Origin of the sequence: Paenibacillus rhizovicinus (genome assembly GCF_010365285.1) — a bacterium.
GTDB classification, from domain to species: domain Bacteria; phylum Bacillota; class Bacilli; order Paenibacillales; family Paenibacillaceae; genus Paenibacillus_Z; species Paenibacillus_Z rhizovicinus.
Genome location: NZ_CP048286.1, coordinates 2,805,326 through 2,819,974 on the forward strand (window position 1 = coordinate 2,805,326; position 14,649 = coordinate 2,819,974).

16 protein-coding genes and 1 tRNA gene are annotated in these 14,649 nt (G+C 56.9%); 11 read left to right on the forward strand and 6 right to left on the reverse strand.

Going from position 1 to position 14,649, the window contains the following annotated elements; translation table 11 throughout:
- Positions 1–11: 11 nt before the first annotated feature.
- From GZH47_RS12535 to GZH47_RS12560, 7 genes are all read left to right on the forward strand, one after another.
- The gene (locus GZH47_RS12535) at positions 12–1,196 is read left to right on the forward strand and encodes an MFS transporter (RefSeq protein ID WP_162640391.1); all 1,185 of its coding nucleotides are present in this window, start codon (positions 12–14) and stop codon (positions 1,194–1,196) included.
- 29 nt (positions 1,197–1,225) lie between these two features.
- Positions 1,226–1,831 carry a TVP38/TMEM64 family protein gene (locus GZH47_RS12540; RefSeq protein ID WP_162640392.1) on the forward strand — a complete coding sequence of 202 codons (606 nt, stop codon included), beginning with the start codon at positions 1,226–1,228 and terminating at the stop codon, positions 1,829–1,831.
- Positions 1,832–1,860: 29 nt separating this feature from the next.
- Positions 1,861–2,163, forward strand: coding sequence for a hypothetical protein (locus tag GZH47_RS12545; protein WP_162640393.1), 303 nt, complete (start codon positions 1,861–1,863; stop codon positions 2,161–2,163).
- A 123-nt stretch (positions 2,164–2,286) separates the two neighbouring features.
- Positions 2,287–2,430 (forward strand): hypothetical protein, encoded by a 144-nt coding sequence (locus GZH47_RS33850; protein ID WP_192043604.1) that lies wholly within the window; start codon positions 2,287–2,289, stop codon positions 2,428–2,430.
- Positions 2,431–2,532: 102 nt separating this feature from the next.
- The gene (locus GZH47_RS12550) at positions 2,533–2,826 is read left to right on the forward strand and encodes a transposase (RefSeq protein ID WP_162640394.1); all 294 of its coding nucleotides are present in this window, start codon (positions 2,533–2,535) and stop codon (positions 2,824–2,826) included.
- A 165-nt stretch (positions 2,827–2,991) separates the two neighbouring features.
- A complete protein-coding gene (locus GZH47_RS12555; protein WP_162640395.1) occupies positions 2,992–3,573 on the forward strand; it encodes an RNA polymerase sigma factor in 582 nt (193 codons plus the stop codon).
- Positions 3,533–4,735 (forward strand): DUF5643 domain-containing protein, encoded by a 1,203-nt coding sequence (locus GZH47_RS12560; protein WP_162640396.1) that lies wholly within the window; start codon positions 3,533–3,535, stop codon positions 4,733–4,735. Before GZH47_RS12555 ends, GZH47_RS12560 begins: the two co-directional genes overlap by 41 nt.
- Positions 4,736–4,896: 161 nt before the next feature.
- Here GZH47_RS12560 and GZH47_RS12565 read toward each other — a convergent pair whose 3' ends face one another.
- On the reverse strand, positions 4,897–5,937 hold the full coding sequence (locus tag GZH47_RS12565; RefSeq protein WP_162640397.1) for an FUSC family protein: 1,041 nt from the start codon (positions 5,935–5,937) through the stop codon (positions 4,897–4,899).
- A gap of 268 nt (positions 5,938–6,205) precedes the next feature.
- On the opposite strand from GZH47_RS12565, the gene GZH47_RS12570 reads away from it, so the two are divergent.
- Positions 6,206–7,189: a diacylglycerol/lipid kinase family protein gene (locus GZH47_RS12570; RefSeq protein WP_162640398.1), complete on the forward strand. Its 984-nt coding sequence runs from the start codon at positions 6,206–6,208 to the stop codon at positions 7,187–7,189.
- 27 nt (positions 7,190–7,216) lie between these two features.
- On the opposite strand, the gene GZH47_RS12575 is transcribed toward GZH47_RS12570, so the two are convergent.
- The gene (locus tag GZH47_RS12575; RefSeq protein ID WP_162640399.1) at positions 7,217–9,019 is read right to left on the reverse strand and encodes an ATP-binding protein; all 1,803 of its coding nucleotides are present in this window, start codon (positions 9,017–9,019) and stop codon (positions 7,217–7,219) included.
- Positions 9,020–9,196: 177 nt separating this feature from the next.
- On the opposite strand from GZH47_RS12575, the gene mscL reads away from it, so the two are divergent.
- Both mscL and GZH47_RS12585 read left to right on the forward strand, forming a co-directional pair.
- Positions 9,197–9,688: a large-conductance mechanosensitive channel protein MscL gene (mscL, locus tag GZH47_RS12580; protein WP_162640400.1), complete on the forward strand. Its 492-nt coding sequence runs from the start codon at positions 9,197–9,199 to the stop codon at positions 9,686–9,688.
- Positions 9,689–9,691: 3 nt separating this feature from the next.
- On the forward strand, positions 9,692–10,351 hold the full coding sequence (locus GZH47_RS12585; RefSeq protein ID WP_162640401.1) for an NUDIX hydrolase: 660 nt from the start codon (positions 9,692–9,694) through the stop codon (positions 10,349–10,351).
- Here GZH47_RS12585 and GZH47_RS12590 read toward each other — a convergent pair.
- The 4 genes from GZH47_RS12590 to GZH47_RS12605 all read right to left on the reverse strand — a co-directional run bounded on the left by GZH47_RS12590 (position 10,275) and on the right by GZH47_RS12605 (position 13,927).
- The gene (locus GZH47_RS12590) at positions 10,275–11,000 is read right to left on the reverse strand and encodes a hypothetical protein (RefSeq protein WP_162640402.1); all 726 of its coding nucleotides are present in this window, start codon (positions 10,998–11,000) and stop codon (positions 10,275–10,277) included. The genes GZH47_RS12585 and GZH47_RS12590 overlap by 77 nt on opposite strands.
- 194 nt (positions 11,001–11,194) lie before the next feature.
- Positions 11,195–11,611 (reverse strand): hypothetical protein, encoded by a 417-nt coding sequence (locus GZH47_RS12595; RefSeq protein ID WP_162640403.1) that lies wholly within the window; start codon positions 11,609–11,611, stop codon positions 11,195–11,197.
- 569 nt (positions 11,612–12,180) lie between these two features.
- Positions 12,181–12,255: transfer RNA gene (locus tag GZH47_RS12600), tRNA-Thr, on the reverse strand.
- Between the two features lie 97 nt (positions 12,256–12,352).
- The gene (locus tag GZH47_RS12605) at positions 12,353–13,927 is read right to left on the reverse strand and encodes a sensor histidine kinase (RefSeq protein ID WP_162640404.1); all 1,575 of its coding nucleotides are present in this window, start codon (positions 13,925–13,927) and stop codon (positions 12,353–12,355) included.
- 244 nt (positions 13,928–14,171) lie between these two features.
- On the opposite strand from GZH47_RS12605, the gene GZH47_RS12610 reads away from it, so the two are divergent.
- Positions 14,172–14,390, forward strand: a complete 219-nt coding sequence (locus GZH47_RS12610) for a hypothetical protein (RefSeq protein WP_162640405.1) — start codon at positions 14,172–14,174, stop codon at positions 14,388–14,390.
- The last annotated feature ends 259 nt before the right edge of the window (positions 14,391–14,649 follow it).

Sequence of the window (14,649 nt, forward strand, 5' to 3'; positions counted from 1 at the left end):
ATAAAGGGGATGTGACTGTCATTAAACGTCTGTTCAGTCGCGAAGTCGCACTATTTTCCGTCATTCTGCTGTTCGTCGAATTCATTCGCGGCGCGGCGCTTATCAGCTTCCTGCCGATTTACGGGGAGAAAACGCTCGGTTTATCGCTCGATATTATCGGCATCGCCATTACGGCCCACTACCTGACGGACACGGTACTCAAGATGTTCATCGGCTATTTGCTCGACCGGTTCTCCATCCGGTTCGTCGTTCATGTCGGACTGCTCGCTTCCATTGCCGGCATTCTGCTCATTCCGATCTCGGATCAGCCTTGGCTGTTCATTACGGCTTCGGCCTTGTACGGGGTCGGCATATCGCCGATTTGGATCGTCTGCCTGACCAAAGTATCCAGTGACCGACGGGCGATGCAAATGGGATTTTACTATACGATTTGGTTCATCGGCATCGGAGGCGGACCCATCGTCTGCAACGTGATTATGGACCGGAACCGCATGACGGCTTATTACTTGCTTCTCGTGCTTGCGGTAGTCAGCTGGCTGCTGTCCTTGTTTATCAGCAATCAGCGCGCTTCCGGTTCGGCGCCTTCGCTGCCGGTGCGCGAACAATTCGTTATTCTGAAAGAACGTCTGCTCCATATGCGGCTGCTGCTGCCGGGCATGGTGCTGCAAACGATGGGCGCCGGCATGCTGGTGCCCGTTCTGCCCAGCTTCGCGGAAGATAAGCTGGGCATGAACGGCGCGCAGTATTCCTTGCTGCTGCTTGCCGGCGGCTTCTGTACCGTTGTCAGCCTCATGCCGATGGGCAGGCTCTCGGACAAGCTCGGCGGCAAGAAATGGTTTCTCGTATTGGGCTTCATTCTGATCGGAGCGGCTTTGTACCTGATTTCCGTTGCGCCTCCGATGTGGGTCTGCATCGTACTGACCGGTATCCTCGGCCTGGCATACGCCACCTTGCTGCCCGCATGGAACGCGCTGCTCGCCAATTACGTGCCGCCGAAGCAGCAGGGGCTCGGATGGGGCATCTTCTCGACCGTCGAGGGTATCGGCGGCATGATCGGCCCCGTCATCGGCGGAACGCTCGCGACTTTGCAGGGCCAGTCCGCGGTGCTCTTGTATGGCGGCATCATGTATGCCGTCATCGGATTTTTCTATATTTGGTTTCCGTTCCGTGCGTTTCACGACAAAACGCATGCGTGAGAGCGTTGAACCAGGGGGACGTGTAAGGCATGAATCTGTTCGGAAATTGGCTTACCCAGTTTAAAAATATGGACTTGGAGCATCTCCAGCGAACGCTGGAGAGCTACTCGGCATACGGTCCCTTGCCTGGTATCTTGCTCCCGCTGGCAGAATCCTTCATCCCGGTGCTGCCATTGATCGTCTTCGTGGCGGCCAATGCCAACATATACGGGCTGTTCCTCGGTTCGCTCTACTCCTGGATCGGCGTCTGCACCGGGTCGCTCCTGCTCTTCTGGCTCTCCCGCAAGCTCGGCGGCCACTTCAGCGACTGGCTGCGCCGCAGGTTTCCGAAGGCCGGCAAGCTGCTTGCCTTCATCGAACGCAAGGGCTTCACGCCCATATTCCTGCTTGCCTGCTTTCCCTTCTCGCCTTCCGCGCTCATTAACGTCATATCGGGTTTAAGCGGCATTTCGTTCCGTTCGTTCGTATTGGCCATTCTGCTGGGCAAAGCCGTCATGATCCTTACGGTGTCCCTGCTCAGCTTCAATATCGGCGATTTATTGGAGCAGCCGTGGCGGATTCTGATCGCGCTCGTCGTGCTGGCCGTCATGTGGTTCGGAGGCAAGAAAATGGAAGCCCGTCTTCAGCTGAAATAGCCCCATTCGGAGAGGGAGACATCCAGAAAATGATGAATGCGATTGCAACGATCATCGTCTTAGTTATAGCCGGCACGCTCGTAGCCGTCATGGTTTATATTCTCAAGCTCTCCGCCGACGATTCCGGCAAAGCCTCCGAGCTGCGGCAGTTCGTGGAGGCGCTGTTCGGCGGCTCCGCCCGGCAGGAGGCCGCAGCGGAAGAGGATTCCGCTGCGGCGCGGCAGCGGCTTGCGGCGCACAAGGAGTCCTTCAGCGAGCCCTGTCCCGCATGCGGGGAGACGGTCACGCATCAGGATGCCGACTGTCCCGGCTGCGGACTGCGTCTCGTGTGATGCGCCGCCAGCCAGATCTTGCCGGTCGTTCATAACGGCTTCCTGCGCACATAGTTCGCACGCCGCGGTGGCAAACTGAAGGTGGATTCTCATGACTTATCCCGATCAGGAGGATGATCATTCATGTCAGGCGAACACCCTTCTCATTTGCAAATCAAAGCAAGCAGGGCACAGTCCAAGGCGGACCGCACCGGCCAAGGAAAGAATGCGGCCAGCAATGCGCAATCCGATGCCGACCGCGCCGCCGTGCCGAAGCATGGATTGTAGCCCCGGAGCTCTTCGACACCGACAGGCCGGTCGTACTTCTATGCATCTTTACGGATGCGCGTCGGAGTACGGCTCGCCTATGCACCCAAGGAGGAGATCGTTATGAGCGAACAACAAGGACATTTTGAAATGGAGCCCGTGTCCGGCGAACCCGTTGAAGTGGATGGCGTTTATAAGAATGAATGGGGCCGCGAGGAGAAGCTGAACCGCGGCGACGTTTTCCCCGCCGACCCGATGCTGGGCACGACGGAATGGGATCTCGTGCAGCTTGATTTCAGCAATCATCATGACGGCAAGACCGACCCGCGTCTCGTGCCGAAGAAAGATACGACCTCGCTCGAGGCTCATCTGCAGCATCCGCGACGCCATAAGAGCGATACGAAGGAAAACAATTAAGTCAACCATTGCTCATCTGTGATTATTGTTTGAATCGGCTCCCACAAGACCCGCTTGGCGGTCGCTTCGCAGGAAGCGAATGGCCGCAGCGGGTCTTTTTTTCGCGCGGATTGTCACAATCGGCTCCGGTTGGAAGTTATATAGGCAGAAAGGAGGGAGACCTGCATGCATTCATCCGATACGGATGCCGAGGCGTTAGCCGCCGTGATCGCACGCACGCAGCAAGGTGAGACGGACGCGTACGCCCTGCTGATCGAACGATTCCAACGCAAAATCTACTTGTATTGCTATTACCTGCTCGGCAGCCAAGAAGAAGCGGAAGACGCTGCCCAAGAGATCTTCATTAAAGGCTTCCGTTCGATCGGCCAATACCGGCCGACGGCGCCGTTCTCCAGCTGGCTGTACAAAATCGCCCACCACCATTGCATCGACGCCTTGAAGAAACGCAAACGGTCCCTCATCGCTTTCCTGCATATCAAGAATGAACCGCCCCCGGCAGCGGAGACCGTCGGCCGATATGCCGATTATATTCACGAGCTGCTGGAGAAGCTGACGCCTTCCGAGCGCAAAGTGCTGCTGCTGCGCGCGCTGGAGGAGTACTCCTTCGACGAAATCGGCAGCGTCATGGGGCTGACGCCGGCAGCGGTCCGCAAGAAGTACGAGCGGCTCCGCAAAAAGCTGCTTGGACAAAAAGGAGGCGATCCGATTGGAACCATCTATGGGCATGCGTACAAACCGCGAGCATGATGCGGGAAACGAGCCGAAAGTCGAAATGAGAAACGAGCCGATGCATGGACCGACGCATGATTCAGAGCTCGAATACATACAACAGCTGATTCGCGATACGCCCGTCCAAGTCGATTTGGCCGCCCGTACGATGAACGGCTGCATGATGGACGGCTGCCGCACGCAAGCCGGCGAAGCACCCGAGACGAGGAAACGCTCGGCATGGCTGTCCGCCGCTGCCGCCTCGCTCCTCTTGCTGGCGATTGCCGGCGCGTACTTCTTGTCGCCTTCCATGGCGGAAGCGTTCAAGCGGCTGCCCGGATTCGCGGCGATCTTCCAAGCCTCCAACGACCGGGGGCTGCAGGCCGCAGCGAACGACGGACAGGCGAACGACGTGCAAGCCAGCGCATCGCATCAGGGAGTGACGCTTGGCATCCCTGTCGCCATATTCGACGGCACGCGCGTCTCGCTCGGATTGAAGCGCGACTCCGCCGACAAACGCAGCGATACGATCGGGGAGCAAATCAAAACGTTGACGCTTGCCATCGACGGCAAGAAGCTCGAAGCGTATTCGCCAGGCAATTCGAACTCGATCGGCATTGTCATTATTCCGGGTTCAAGCAGCGATGAATCCATTATCGAGTTCTCGGACCTTCACAACCAGGGAGGGAAACCGTTTCCGGACGCGTTCGAGCTGTCTGTCGACATAACATTGACGGACGTCGCCGCCCCTTTCGACTTGCAATTCTCCGTCCGCAAAGCCACGGCGGGCATACGCGTCATCGAGCCTCATGCGAAGCGCAGCCAGGACGGCTTGAGTTTCACGCTCGATCGCATCGAATCCACGCCGATTACGACGAGCTTAACGACAAGCATCGAAGTGCCGGATAGCGCGGCCCTGACAACCGCCGCTACGACGATGGGCATCGATCTGTTCGATAATCGGGGCAATCAGCTCAAGCTGCTCGGCGGCAATGGCTGGAATGAGCATGGTGGCCGGATTATGATCTCCGACTATCGCTATGAACCCCTTCAAGGCGTTCCCGATTCCGTAACGATCAAACCCTTCGTCTATCTATTTCGCACCGATAGTCCGCATGAATTCCAGCTGGACAAGAACGGGAAGCCGAAGATTCGGTACCTGCCCGAACTCGAAGTGACCGTTCCTTTCCACGCTCCGTAAGAAGGAACTGCTACACTGTGAAAAGCAGCAGGCGCCCTTGTACGTTCGGCTTCAGCCGGTACAAGGGCGCTTGCTTTGGTGCTGCTATTGGCACTGCTATTGGCACTATAATCGGCACTGCAACGCTAAACTGCTCCGCTCCGCGCTGCGCTTCGCGACGATCAGCCGATAAAGGCAGCTTCCGTCTCCTGACGCTGCTGCACTTGGTCGGATACCCGATCCAGCCGGCGCAGGTGATACGCGTACTCCAGCATCGTGGACGCGACGAAGACGAGCCTCTTGTATTCGTCGGGATTCTGATGCAAATAATCGCTGAGCTGCTTGATAAGCCGGCCTTCGCGCTCTTCCTCGGGCTCGATCGCGGCATTGGCTTTCATTTTGCCCTCCAGCTTCAGCAATATCTGCTCATGATACTTGGCCAGCTCCTCGATCTGCTGATCGAATCGCCGCGCCCACGCTTCCGCTCCCGACACGGCAAAATAATGCTCCTCCACCGCTTCCAGCAAATCCACGCCTTTATGCAGCGCCTTGATGAGATGCCGCGACAGAATGAGCTGACGCGCCCCCGCTTGGTTGCGCCTGCGCAGAAACGGGCGTTCCTCCTCGAACAGGCGATGCGCCTCGTCCAGCTTGCGCAGCGTGCCCTGGAGCTTCTCCTTCTCTTCGCGATGGACGCCTTCCTTCATCTCGTTGGAGATGGCCATGCGAAGCAGCAAGGAAAGCTTGGCGTGCGCGTCATGCACCTGCGTCATGAACAGCTTGCGCGGGCGCGGCGGGATAATGAGAATATTGACCGCGAATGCCGCAGCCATGCCCGTCAGCACCATGAGCAGGCGGTCGAGCGCGAACATCCAGCCCTGCTGGTTGGCTTCCATTACGGCAACCACCGTTACGAGCGTCAGTCCGATCGTGCTTTCCATCCGCAGCCGGATGCATACCAGAATGACGATAATGCATACCATGCCGAGCGAGATCGGCGTCTGCCCGAACAGACGGACCGCAATCAGCGCTACCACGGCGCCGAGCACGTTCGTCTGCACTTGATCCACCACCTGCTGCCACGAGCGGGAGATGGAAGGCTGAATCGTGAAAATCGAAGCCACCGCCGCGATAATCGGCGACGGAAAGCCACACAGCGTGCTTATGTACACGGCCAGCGCCACGGCGAGGCCGGTCTTGATAACGCGCGCGCCGATCGTCATGGTTCATCGCTCCTTCTGCGGGGCATGTACGTCGTTTTCAATGGTTCAGGCATGTTTTTCTCTCGCCTCCTTCCGCTATTATAGACCATCCCCCCGCGTAAGGTGAAATGGTTGCCGTCGCCAATCCCGCGGAGCAGCGCGTTTCCTTCCGAAGAGGTACATGCCGAGATCAGGCGAACCTAGGGTTGCTTGTATGTTCAAAAAGAAGTTTCCACGCTCCGCAATCCCCTTTATAATGGGACCATTAGAGATAAAGAGGGGTTCAGCTATGTGGATATTCGCAGTCAATGAAAATTCCGGCGGAGGCCGAGGACGTAAAGTATGGCAAATCGTTGAAACGGAGCTCAAACGGCTCGGTACAGACTATGCGACCGTGTTGGCGGGCACGCCCGAGGAAGCCCGCGGCGAGATCGCAAGCCTGCTCCGGGAACAGGATGCAATCGCGAGGGAAGCCGCTGCTGATTCGCGGGCCGATGATTTACCGAGAAATTTGAAAGCGATTACAATAATTGGCGGCGACGGGACGATACACGGGCTGCTCCCCCTGCTATGCGGAAGCGGCGTGCCGCTCGGCATCATTCCGGCCGGATCCGGCAACGATACCGCCAGAGCGTTCGGCATTCCGCGGCAACCGCTGGCTGCCCTGCGGCTCGTGCTCCGGGGCAAGCCGTTCCCCGCGGATATCATCGAGCTTCGCGGAGCAGAGCCGGATGATCCCGTTCGCCCCGTGCTGACTGCGCTTGCCGCCGGCTTCGACTCCGCTATCGCAGCAGCCGTCAACCGTTCGTTCTACAAGAAGCTGTGCAACCTCATGCATGCCGGCTCTCTCGCTTATATCATCGGATTGATCCATGTGCTGTTCACCTTCCGGCCGCGCCCGCTTGACGTCACGGCGGACGGCCGGAAGACCAGCTTCCAACGCGGATGGATGGCTGCCGTATGCAACGTCCCCGCGTACGGCGGCGGACTGCGGATTTGTCCCGAAGCCCTGCCGGACGACGGCTGGCTGAACGTCTGCATCGTCCATTCCTGCACGCCCTTGCAGCTGCTTCGCTTGTTTCCGCTGCTGCTGTCGGGCAAGCATGTGCGGCTGCCTTATGTGACGATGCTCCGCGGACGAACGATCGTCGTCGAAGAAACGCTTCCGGATCCGGCGAAATCGGCGATCGCCGTCTACGGGGACGGCGAATTTGCCGGCCCGCTGCCGCTGTACGCGCAAGCGGCCGGCAACCGCATCGAAGTGCTGCGGTAGCCGGCCGCTTGCGCGGGACCTAATTTATTAAGAAGCGCTCTCGTTATCCTCGCGGAACCGGAGAATCGAAACGATGTTGCTTCGTTCCGTTGCTTCCGCCTCCCTCGGCGCGTGGTACGGCAATAGGATATCAAACGTCGTGCCTTCCCCGATGCGGCTGCTGACCTCGATGCTGCCGTGATGGTTGTCGACGATTTTGTACGTCACCATCAGCCCGAGGCCCGTGCCTTTCTCCTTCGTCGTGTAGAAGGGCTGCCCGATCTTCGCCAGCTGGTCATGGGCGATGCCGGGGCCCCGATCCGCGATACGCACGATAATGCGCCCGATTTCGTCCAGAAGGCAGGTCACTTTAATAACCCCGCCGTCCATCATCACCTCGATCGCGTTCTTGATGACGTTGATAAACACCTGTTTCAGCTGGTTCTCGACGCCATGCGCCCACAATGTTTCTTCGCCTAGGCTCGCTTCGATAGTGATATCGTGCAAAATCGCCTGCGCGTCCAGCAGCGTAATCGTATCCGACATCACCGTTCGAATATCCATATGCGTCAGCTCGTAGATTTGCGGCTTGGAGAGCATCAGCAGCTCGCTTACGATGGATTCGATACGGGTGAGCTCCGACTGCATGATGTCGTAGTAGTTTTTGCCGCTTCTGCCCGACGTAATCAGCTGCAGGAAGCCTTTAAGCGACGTGAGCGGGTTGCGGATCTCATGCGCGATGCCCGCGGCCAGCTGCCCGGCAACGTACAGCTTCTCGGAATTGATGAGCAGCTCCTCGTTCTTCTTCCGCTCCGATATATCGCGGATAATCACTTGGATGACGGGTTTACCCGACAGCTTCGTGCCGGAGACGATCACTTCGGTATGGAGCGTTTTGCCTTCGACCGAAATCCAGTCCATTTCTATCGGCGTCTTGCGCTCCTTCTGCCGCGAAGCCTGCAGCAACATTTTCATTGCCGCATGGAAACGGGGCTGCAAATACATATAAATGCTTTTGCCGAGCAGATCGTGTTCGCCCTCCGCTTCGAAAATGCGCAATCCGGAGTGGTTAATATACTCCCAGCGCTCGTCCTGGATGACGGCGATCATGTCGATCGAGTTCTCGACCAACAGCTTGTACCGTTCGTTCATGGACACGTACCGGCGGTCCACGTAACGGGCGACGATGCTGAACGCGAAGATGACCAGCGTGGCGAGGCCAAGGACGACGGACAACAGCTGCATGTAATCGTTCAACCGGTCGGCGGTCAATATGACGGTCTCCCCTTTTCCGACCAAGCTGAGCCCGAACAGCTCCATGATCATGCCGGAAATGCCGAGCAGCAGGCCGGGCAGGAACGCATAGCCGGTTTTGCGTTCGTACAGGTAGAAGGAACTGGCCGTCCCGATCAAGCTGAACAGAAACGTAAAACAAGCGAAGGCCGGGTCGATGCTGAACGATTCCGACGGCTGGCCGGGAAGCGAAGCGTACATCACCAGGTTCGCGCCGAACGCCATGAGCACGCTGCCCCCAAGCAGACGGACGCCATACGGAATGCGCGAATCCAGCAGCCTGAACGAGCCGTACGTGCAGATCATAATTCCGAACAGCTTGACGCCGGTCGTCCAATCGATGTCGATCGTAACATTGGTCGTCAGCAGGACGATAATGTGACTGACCCACACGCCCAAAGCATAGACGAGCGCGCCGCTCAGCTGCCAATAATGCTGCTTGACCCGCGCTCTGTTGAGATGGCCGATTATGCCGTAAACCGTAATGGATGCGAACAGCTGGATGACCATCGCAAGCGCTATCATTTTCCAACTATCGCTGAATATTGGTTCGATCATCGCATATCTCCATTTTCCAAAAATCGAGGATGCTTTCGTCCATCCATTTCGACATATTTCCAGAAAATCCTTTTTTTCGCGACAAATCCTTCGAACCGATACCTCGCGCGGCGCGAATACCAGTTGAACTGCGCTTTTTGTCCGCTATAATTAGAGAGTACCGGAAGGAGTGGAATCATGGTTAAAATATTAAAAGAGTTCAAAGAATTCGCCGTCCGCGGCAACGTGCTCGACCTTGCGGTCGGGGTTATCATCGGGGGAGCGTTCGGTAAAATCGTCACCTCGCTCGTCAACGACATCATTATGCCGCCGATCAGCATTCTGCTCGGCAGGGTGAACCTCGTTGATCGGTTCATCAATCTATCCATCGACAAAAATCCGGACACGCTGGCCAAAGCGAAAGAACAATCCGCTGCCGTCATCGCATACGGTAACTTTTTGAACGTTCTGCTCGACTTCACGATCGTGGCGTTCTGTATCTTCATGATCGTCAAAGGGGCGAACGCGCTGCGCCGCCTGGGTCAGCCGGATCCTGCGGCTCCATCCGAACCGACGGACAAGAACTGCCCGTACTGCCTGTCCAAAATCCCGATCAAAGCGACGCGCTGCTCGCACTGCACCTCCCATCTCCAGACCGAATCGACGGAGCTCGAGGGAGGCTTGTCCTAGCCTATGAGCGGACATAGCCAAGCCGGCGGCGGGGAAGAAGAACGCTTCGATTATTACGACGAGCACGGCGTCTGGCTCGGTACGGCGCCCCGCAGCGAAGTACACGCCCGCGGGCTCTGGCACCGCTCCATCCATTGCTGGCTGGCGCGGCGCGAAGGCGACCGCAGGCTTGTTCTGTTCCAGCAGCGAGCCCCCGGGAAAGACACGTTCCCGGGGAGCTTCGACATTACCGCCGCCGGCCACCTGGCCGCCGGCGAGACGATGCGGGACGCGGCCCGCGAGATCGAGGAAGAACTCGGCGCCGCCATCCCGTTCGAATCGCTCCTCTCGCTCGGCGAAGCTCGCAAGGAGTCCGCAGGCGTCGCGAAGGGACTTGCGTTCCTCGATCGGGAGATCAGCGGCGTCTACGGCTATGTCTATCCCGGACCGCTGTCCTCGCTGACGCTCCAACAGGATGAAGTGTCCGGCGTGTACGAGGCCGAGCTGGAAGCGATGATCGCGCTGTTCGACGGCCGTCGGCAGCATGCGCGCGCGGCAGGGTTTCGCCTCGACAACGAAGGCAGAGCCGTCGACGCCGAAGCGGAAGTCAAGGCTTCCGATTTCGTCCCGCGCCCGGCTTCTTACTATAGAGATGTATTCCAGGCCTTGCTGCACCTTTTATGAAGGGCTGGGCAGGCGTACTTTGAGGACCGCTGCGAAGCGGTCCTTTTGGTGCTTGCGCTGCTCCGCTGACGTTTCCCCGCTTTGTCTTCGCCGTCAGACGCTCAGCCGAACCCGCGCTGCGTCCGCTTCTTCCGCGCGCCGAGCCGGCGGCCGGCTTATTCCCGGCAGCCCTGGCGTTGCCTGTCGCCCGCTCCCAATTCCGGTACCATTGATCGATCATGCCATGGATGTTATAGAACATCGTGCTCTGCGGTGCGATATCGAAATCGTTCAGATAGGGCTCTCCGAATATTCTCGCCGCTTCCTGGTGAATGCAGCCATGCAGATTCGACTGCTCCAGGAACAATCCCAACTGGTCCGCCGACGCGAAAGACTGCGGATTGTACAGCACGCGAGCCTCCGCCTGCTGATTATAGCAAGGCGTATTGCGGATCGCTTCCGGCACGCCCTGCCAGCCGGCAACGAGCTGCGGATCGAGTCCCTGCCCGTTGTACCATTGGTACACCTTGTTTATGAACTGCCGGTGAAACTGCAGGAAATTCAAGCCGTAACCCGGCGGCAGCTGCGAAGGGTCATTGTAATGATTGGCGTGATGCCAACGCATGTGCTCTTGCAGCAGCGACTGCGGAAAATTCGGAATGATCGGCATACCTATCCCCTCCCTTTCCAAGCATTATGGTCAGCTTATGCCATAAGCCCGCCAACGGTCCGGGCTTCCGGGCTTCAACCCGGCTATGGAGCGCATGCCTACGACAAAACGAAAATGCCGGGAAAATGTCCACGCCATCGGACATTCCCCGGCATTTTCTGTATAACGGCAGTTGCTGGTGAAGACTTGAATCTCTAGCGGTCGCGGCAGAATTGGTTGGATACGCAAATGTCGAAGCTGATACGCACGTCGCAGCATTGGCCGAACGTACACTCGATACGAACGCAGGAGAAGCGGCCTTGGTGGAAGAAACAGACAACATGACAATTGGCTCCGATTAATTCTTCGAGGAGTTTGCGGTTCCGGCAGCGGATGGCGCGAACGACTTTGGCAGCAACGACAGGGTTCTTGAACTGGTGGAACAGATCGCTAAGATCTGCACCGGCTTCCTGAATGCCTTCAACGGCTGGGTCCCGGCGGTTGCAGCAATGGTTGCCCATGCTGACACCTCCGAGCAATTCGTTCGACACACGGGCCGACTTGCGGCCGGAGCGGGATTGGGACTTCCCTTTCGTGCTGACAGCTTTCACGTTCTTGATTTTAACTGACAACTGAATTCCTCCTTTAGAAGAGCTAATGTAATCTATGTGTGGAGAGACATCCCTGTATAAGACAAGAAGCCAACATCAATTGCCCAAGCTGTACGCCAGCATTGGCGCGCAGGCAAGCGCCTCGCCTGTCGAATGCCCCTATAAGCGGCGAGCCTTTCCTGCCGGTCTGAACGACTCGGTAAACAGCACAAAAAGCACGATCCCCGAAAGCTTCGGAAACCGTGCCGTTATTGGAGTTTCGTAGTATGCAAAGTCGCCGGTTGATGACTGATCATTCCTTGATCGTCGAGGGATTTAACCTTTCCAGGTAGTCGGTAATGGAATTGGCCTTATCTGCCCGGCCAAGCTTCCCGTAAGCGTCCGCTTCGTATTGCAGAGACAAGACCGGAACAGTTATATCATGAACATCTATATACCGTTTGATTTCATTTAAGTCAGGCGCCTTCACCCACGCGCCGTCGACAGGTTGTTGAATAGATATGCGTATCCATTATTTGAATACCTCTCTCCCAAACAAACAAAAAGCGCGATCCCCGATATCTCGGAAACCGCGCGGTTATTGGCGTAAATGGTGCTGGTGAAGGGAATTGAACCCCCGGCCTACGCATTACGAGTGCGTTGCTCTACCCCTGAGCTACACCAGCTTGTCTGAACTTGAGGTCGCTGACGCGACTTTTATAATATACTGCATCATCAATGCGGAGTCAATCCCTTTCGTCCAAAAAAACACTCCGTCCCCCGTCAGCTGTCTTGCATACGCAATCCTCTGTCCCCCGGCGCGCTCCCCTCGGACCCTGTCCCCTTTTCCGAATCCGTACCGGTCTGGGTCGCTGGCAGGCGAAGCGTAAACTTGCTCCCCTCTCCCTTCTGGCTCTCCAGCGCAAGCGTCCCGCCAAGCAGCCGCGTCAGCTGCAAGCTGATGGACAGCCCCAGCCCCGTGCCGCCGTATTTGCGGTTGATAGAGCCATCCTCCTGCCGGAAAGCCTCGAAGATCAGCTGCTGCTTCTCCGGCTCGATTCCGATTCCCGTGTCCGCAATGGAGAACGCGATCCGCAGCGGATTGACGATCCGGACGGCCGGACGGCCCCAAGCGACCGGATTCCAGCTCCGCAGCCGGCGCTTGCGCAGCTGCCCGGGCTCGATCGGCACGCCACCTTCCGCCTTGACGATGAGCCGGACGCTGCCCGTCTCCGTGAATTTAAACGCATTGGCAAGCAAATTGCGAAGGATTTGGTTGATCCGCAGCGCATCGGTATAGATCGCTTCCGGCACCTGCGAGCCAATTTCCGTTTCGAACGTCAAGCCCTTCTGCGCCGCAACGGGCAGAAACTGCAAATACAGCGTCTGAACGAGCTCTTCGACGGAATGCGGCTCCATGTAGATATCCATCTTGCCCGCTTCAACCTTCGAAAGATCCAAGATATCGTCGATCAGCTGCAGCAGCTCATGGCCCGCGCCGTTGATCAACCCGGAATACTGGGCTTCCTCCGCGCCGCCGCCTCGCTCTTCCTCGCTTTCCTTCATCAGCTGGGAGAGCATGATGATGCTGTTGAGCGGCGTCTTCAATTCATGCGACATGTTCGCAAGAAATTCCGATTTGTATTTGTTGGCCAGCATCAGTTCGCGCGCCTTCTCTTCCACGTCGCGCTTCGCTTGCCGCAGTTCGCGTGTTTGCCGGCGCAGGAGCATGTTCATCTTCCGCAGCTCGTCCACCCGCTGCTGCTCCTTCTGAAAGTCACGGATGATGAAGATCAATAGGCCGCTCAGCAGCAAACGCAGCGGGAAGGAATAAATCCCGTAATCGAGCCAGAAGGCCGAGACGGACATTTTCGATCCGAAAGCCACTACCAGCGTCGCGTTTAGCGCGAAAATCACATTCACCGAAATAAGCGTAATGATGCTCTTCTTTAAGAAGCTCCACGACTTCCAGCGAAGCCCCGCGCTCATCCACGTGCAAATAAGCCCGAGCACAATCATATTTAGGCAAGCCATGAACGCGGAGGCGTCAAGCCCTATGAATAACCGTCCGATTCCGATTCCGAAGCCGATCAGCGCAATGGCCGGCAGACTCGGAAAGACGAGCATGGCTATGATGAGCGGCAGAAACCTCAGATCGAGCACGAGCAAGCCGTCCACGCGCAGCCCGAAGGCCATAGCAAGCCAGCCCCCCAGGATAAAGACGGCCACAGTAATCCCATATTTCACGCGGCTGGGTGCATATTGAAACAAATACCGATAGGCCAGATCGAACATATACGCCAGCGCGATAAGTAAACTGAAGTTGGCGAATACAGCCTTTGCGAATGCAAATGTCAACTCATAATCCTCCCGCCATTTATCTCCCCGGTTATTACCCGCTCCAGCTTGACTTGAAGCATTGGCGGATAATCCCTCCGGCTTGGAGCGCATAATAGCACTACGTCCCCGCTTGGTACTCCATGGATTTCGAACATGTTAGAAAAGGGTAAGCAAAACAAACAGCAGACTCATGCTCATTTTATAAGGGACTAAAATTCAACCTGTACAATGGCATTATTAAAGAAACGGAGGTGCATTGCAAATGACCAAAGTCATAACCTTCAAAAATCGTTCGGTCCCGGTTCATTATCCTTCCGAGCAGTTAACGTATATGGAGCTGCTGCACAATAAATTGCTGGAGATGGAATTCAACTTTGATTTCCGCAAGAAATGGAAGCGAATCAAGTCCGTCGAGATGATCCGCGACGTGGCCATTCTCCAATACAGCGATGGTACCAAGCTTTACCTGGAAGTATGCTGAACAAACACGCAAGTCCGCAAGTATCTGCAAAAGGCAGTCTGTGCATCGGACGGTCCCGGCTATTCGGCCGCGGCCCGCATGATGCACAGACTGCTTTTTTAATCCCCCGCACGGAGGAGGAGCTGTTAGGGCGATTGTCACACAAAATGATTAGAAAAGAAGCAAAGATGTATGAGCGAATCGTTAGATTATACCAAACCGCTCATTTTGCGGAAATATCGCGCCTCTTCCTCTGCCCCATATGCACAAAAAAAGCCTC

Excerpts from the sequence above, each read along its gene's own strand:
- GZH47_RS12540 (WP_162640392.1), top strand. The coding sequence starts at position 1,226 with ATGAATCTGTTCGGAAATTGGCTTACCCAGTTTAAAAATATGGACTTG.
- GZH47_RS12545 (WP_162640393.1), top strand. The coding sequence starts at position 1,861 with ATGATGAATGCGATTGCAACGATCATCGTCTTAGTTATAGCCGGCACG.
- GZH47_RS33850 (WP_192043604.1), top strand. The coding sequence starts at position 2,287 with ATGTCAGGCGAACACCCTTCTCATTTGCAAATCAAAGCAAGCAGGGCA.
- GZH47_RS12550 (WP_162640394.1), top strand. The coding sequence starts at position 2,533 with ATGAGCGAACAACAAGGACATTTTGAAATGGAGCCCGTGTCCGGCGAA.
- GZH47_RS12555 (WP_162640395.1), top strand. The coding sequence starts at position 2,992 with ATGCATTCATCCGATACGGATGCCGAGGCGTTAGCCGCCGTGATCGCA.
- GZH47_RS12565 (WP_162640397.1), bottom strand. The coding sequence starts at position 5,937 with ATGACGATCGGCGCGCGCGTTATCAAGACCGGCCTCGCCGTGGCGCTG.
- GZH47_RS12570 (WP_162640398.1), top strand. The coding sequence starts at position 6,206 with ATGTGGATATTCGCAGTCAATGAAAATTCCGGCGGAGGCCGAGGACGT.
- GZH47_RS12575 (WP_162640399.1), bottom strand. The coding sequence starts at position 9,019 with ATGATCGAACCAATATTCAGCGATAGTTGGAAAATGATAGCGCTTGCG.
- mscL (WP_162640400.1), top strand. The coding sequence starts at position 9,197 with ATGGTTAAAATATTAAAAGAGTTCAAAGAATTCGCCGTCCGCGGCAAC.
- GZH47_RS12585 (WP_162640401.1), top strand. The coding sequence starts at position 9,692 with ATGAGCGGACATAGCCAAGCCGGCGGCGGGGAAGAAGAACGCTTCGAT.
- GZH47_RS12590 (WP_162640402.1), bottom strand. The coding sequence starts at position 11,000 with ATGCCGATCATTCCGAATTTTCCGCAGTCGCTGCTGCAAGAGCACATG.
- GZH47_RS12610 (WP_162640405.1), top strand. The coding sequence starts at position 14,172 with ATGACCAAAGTCATAACCTTCAAAAATCGTTCGGTCCCGGTTCATTAT.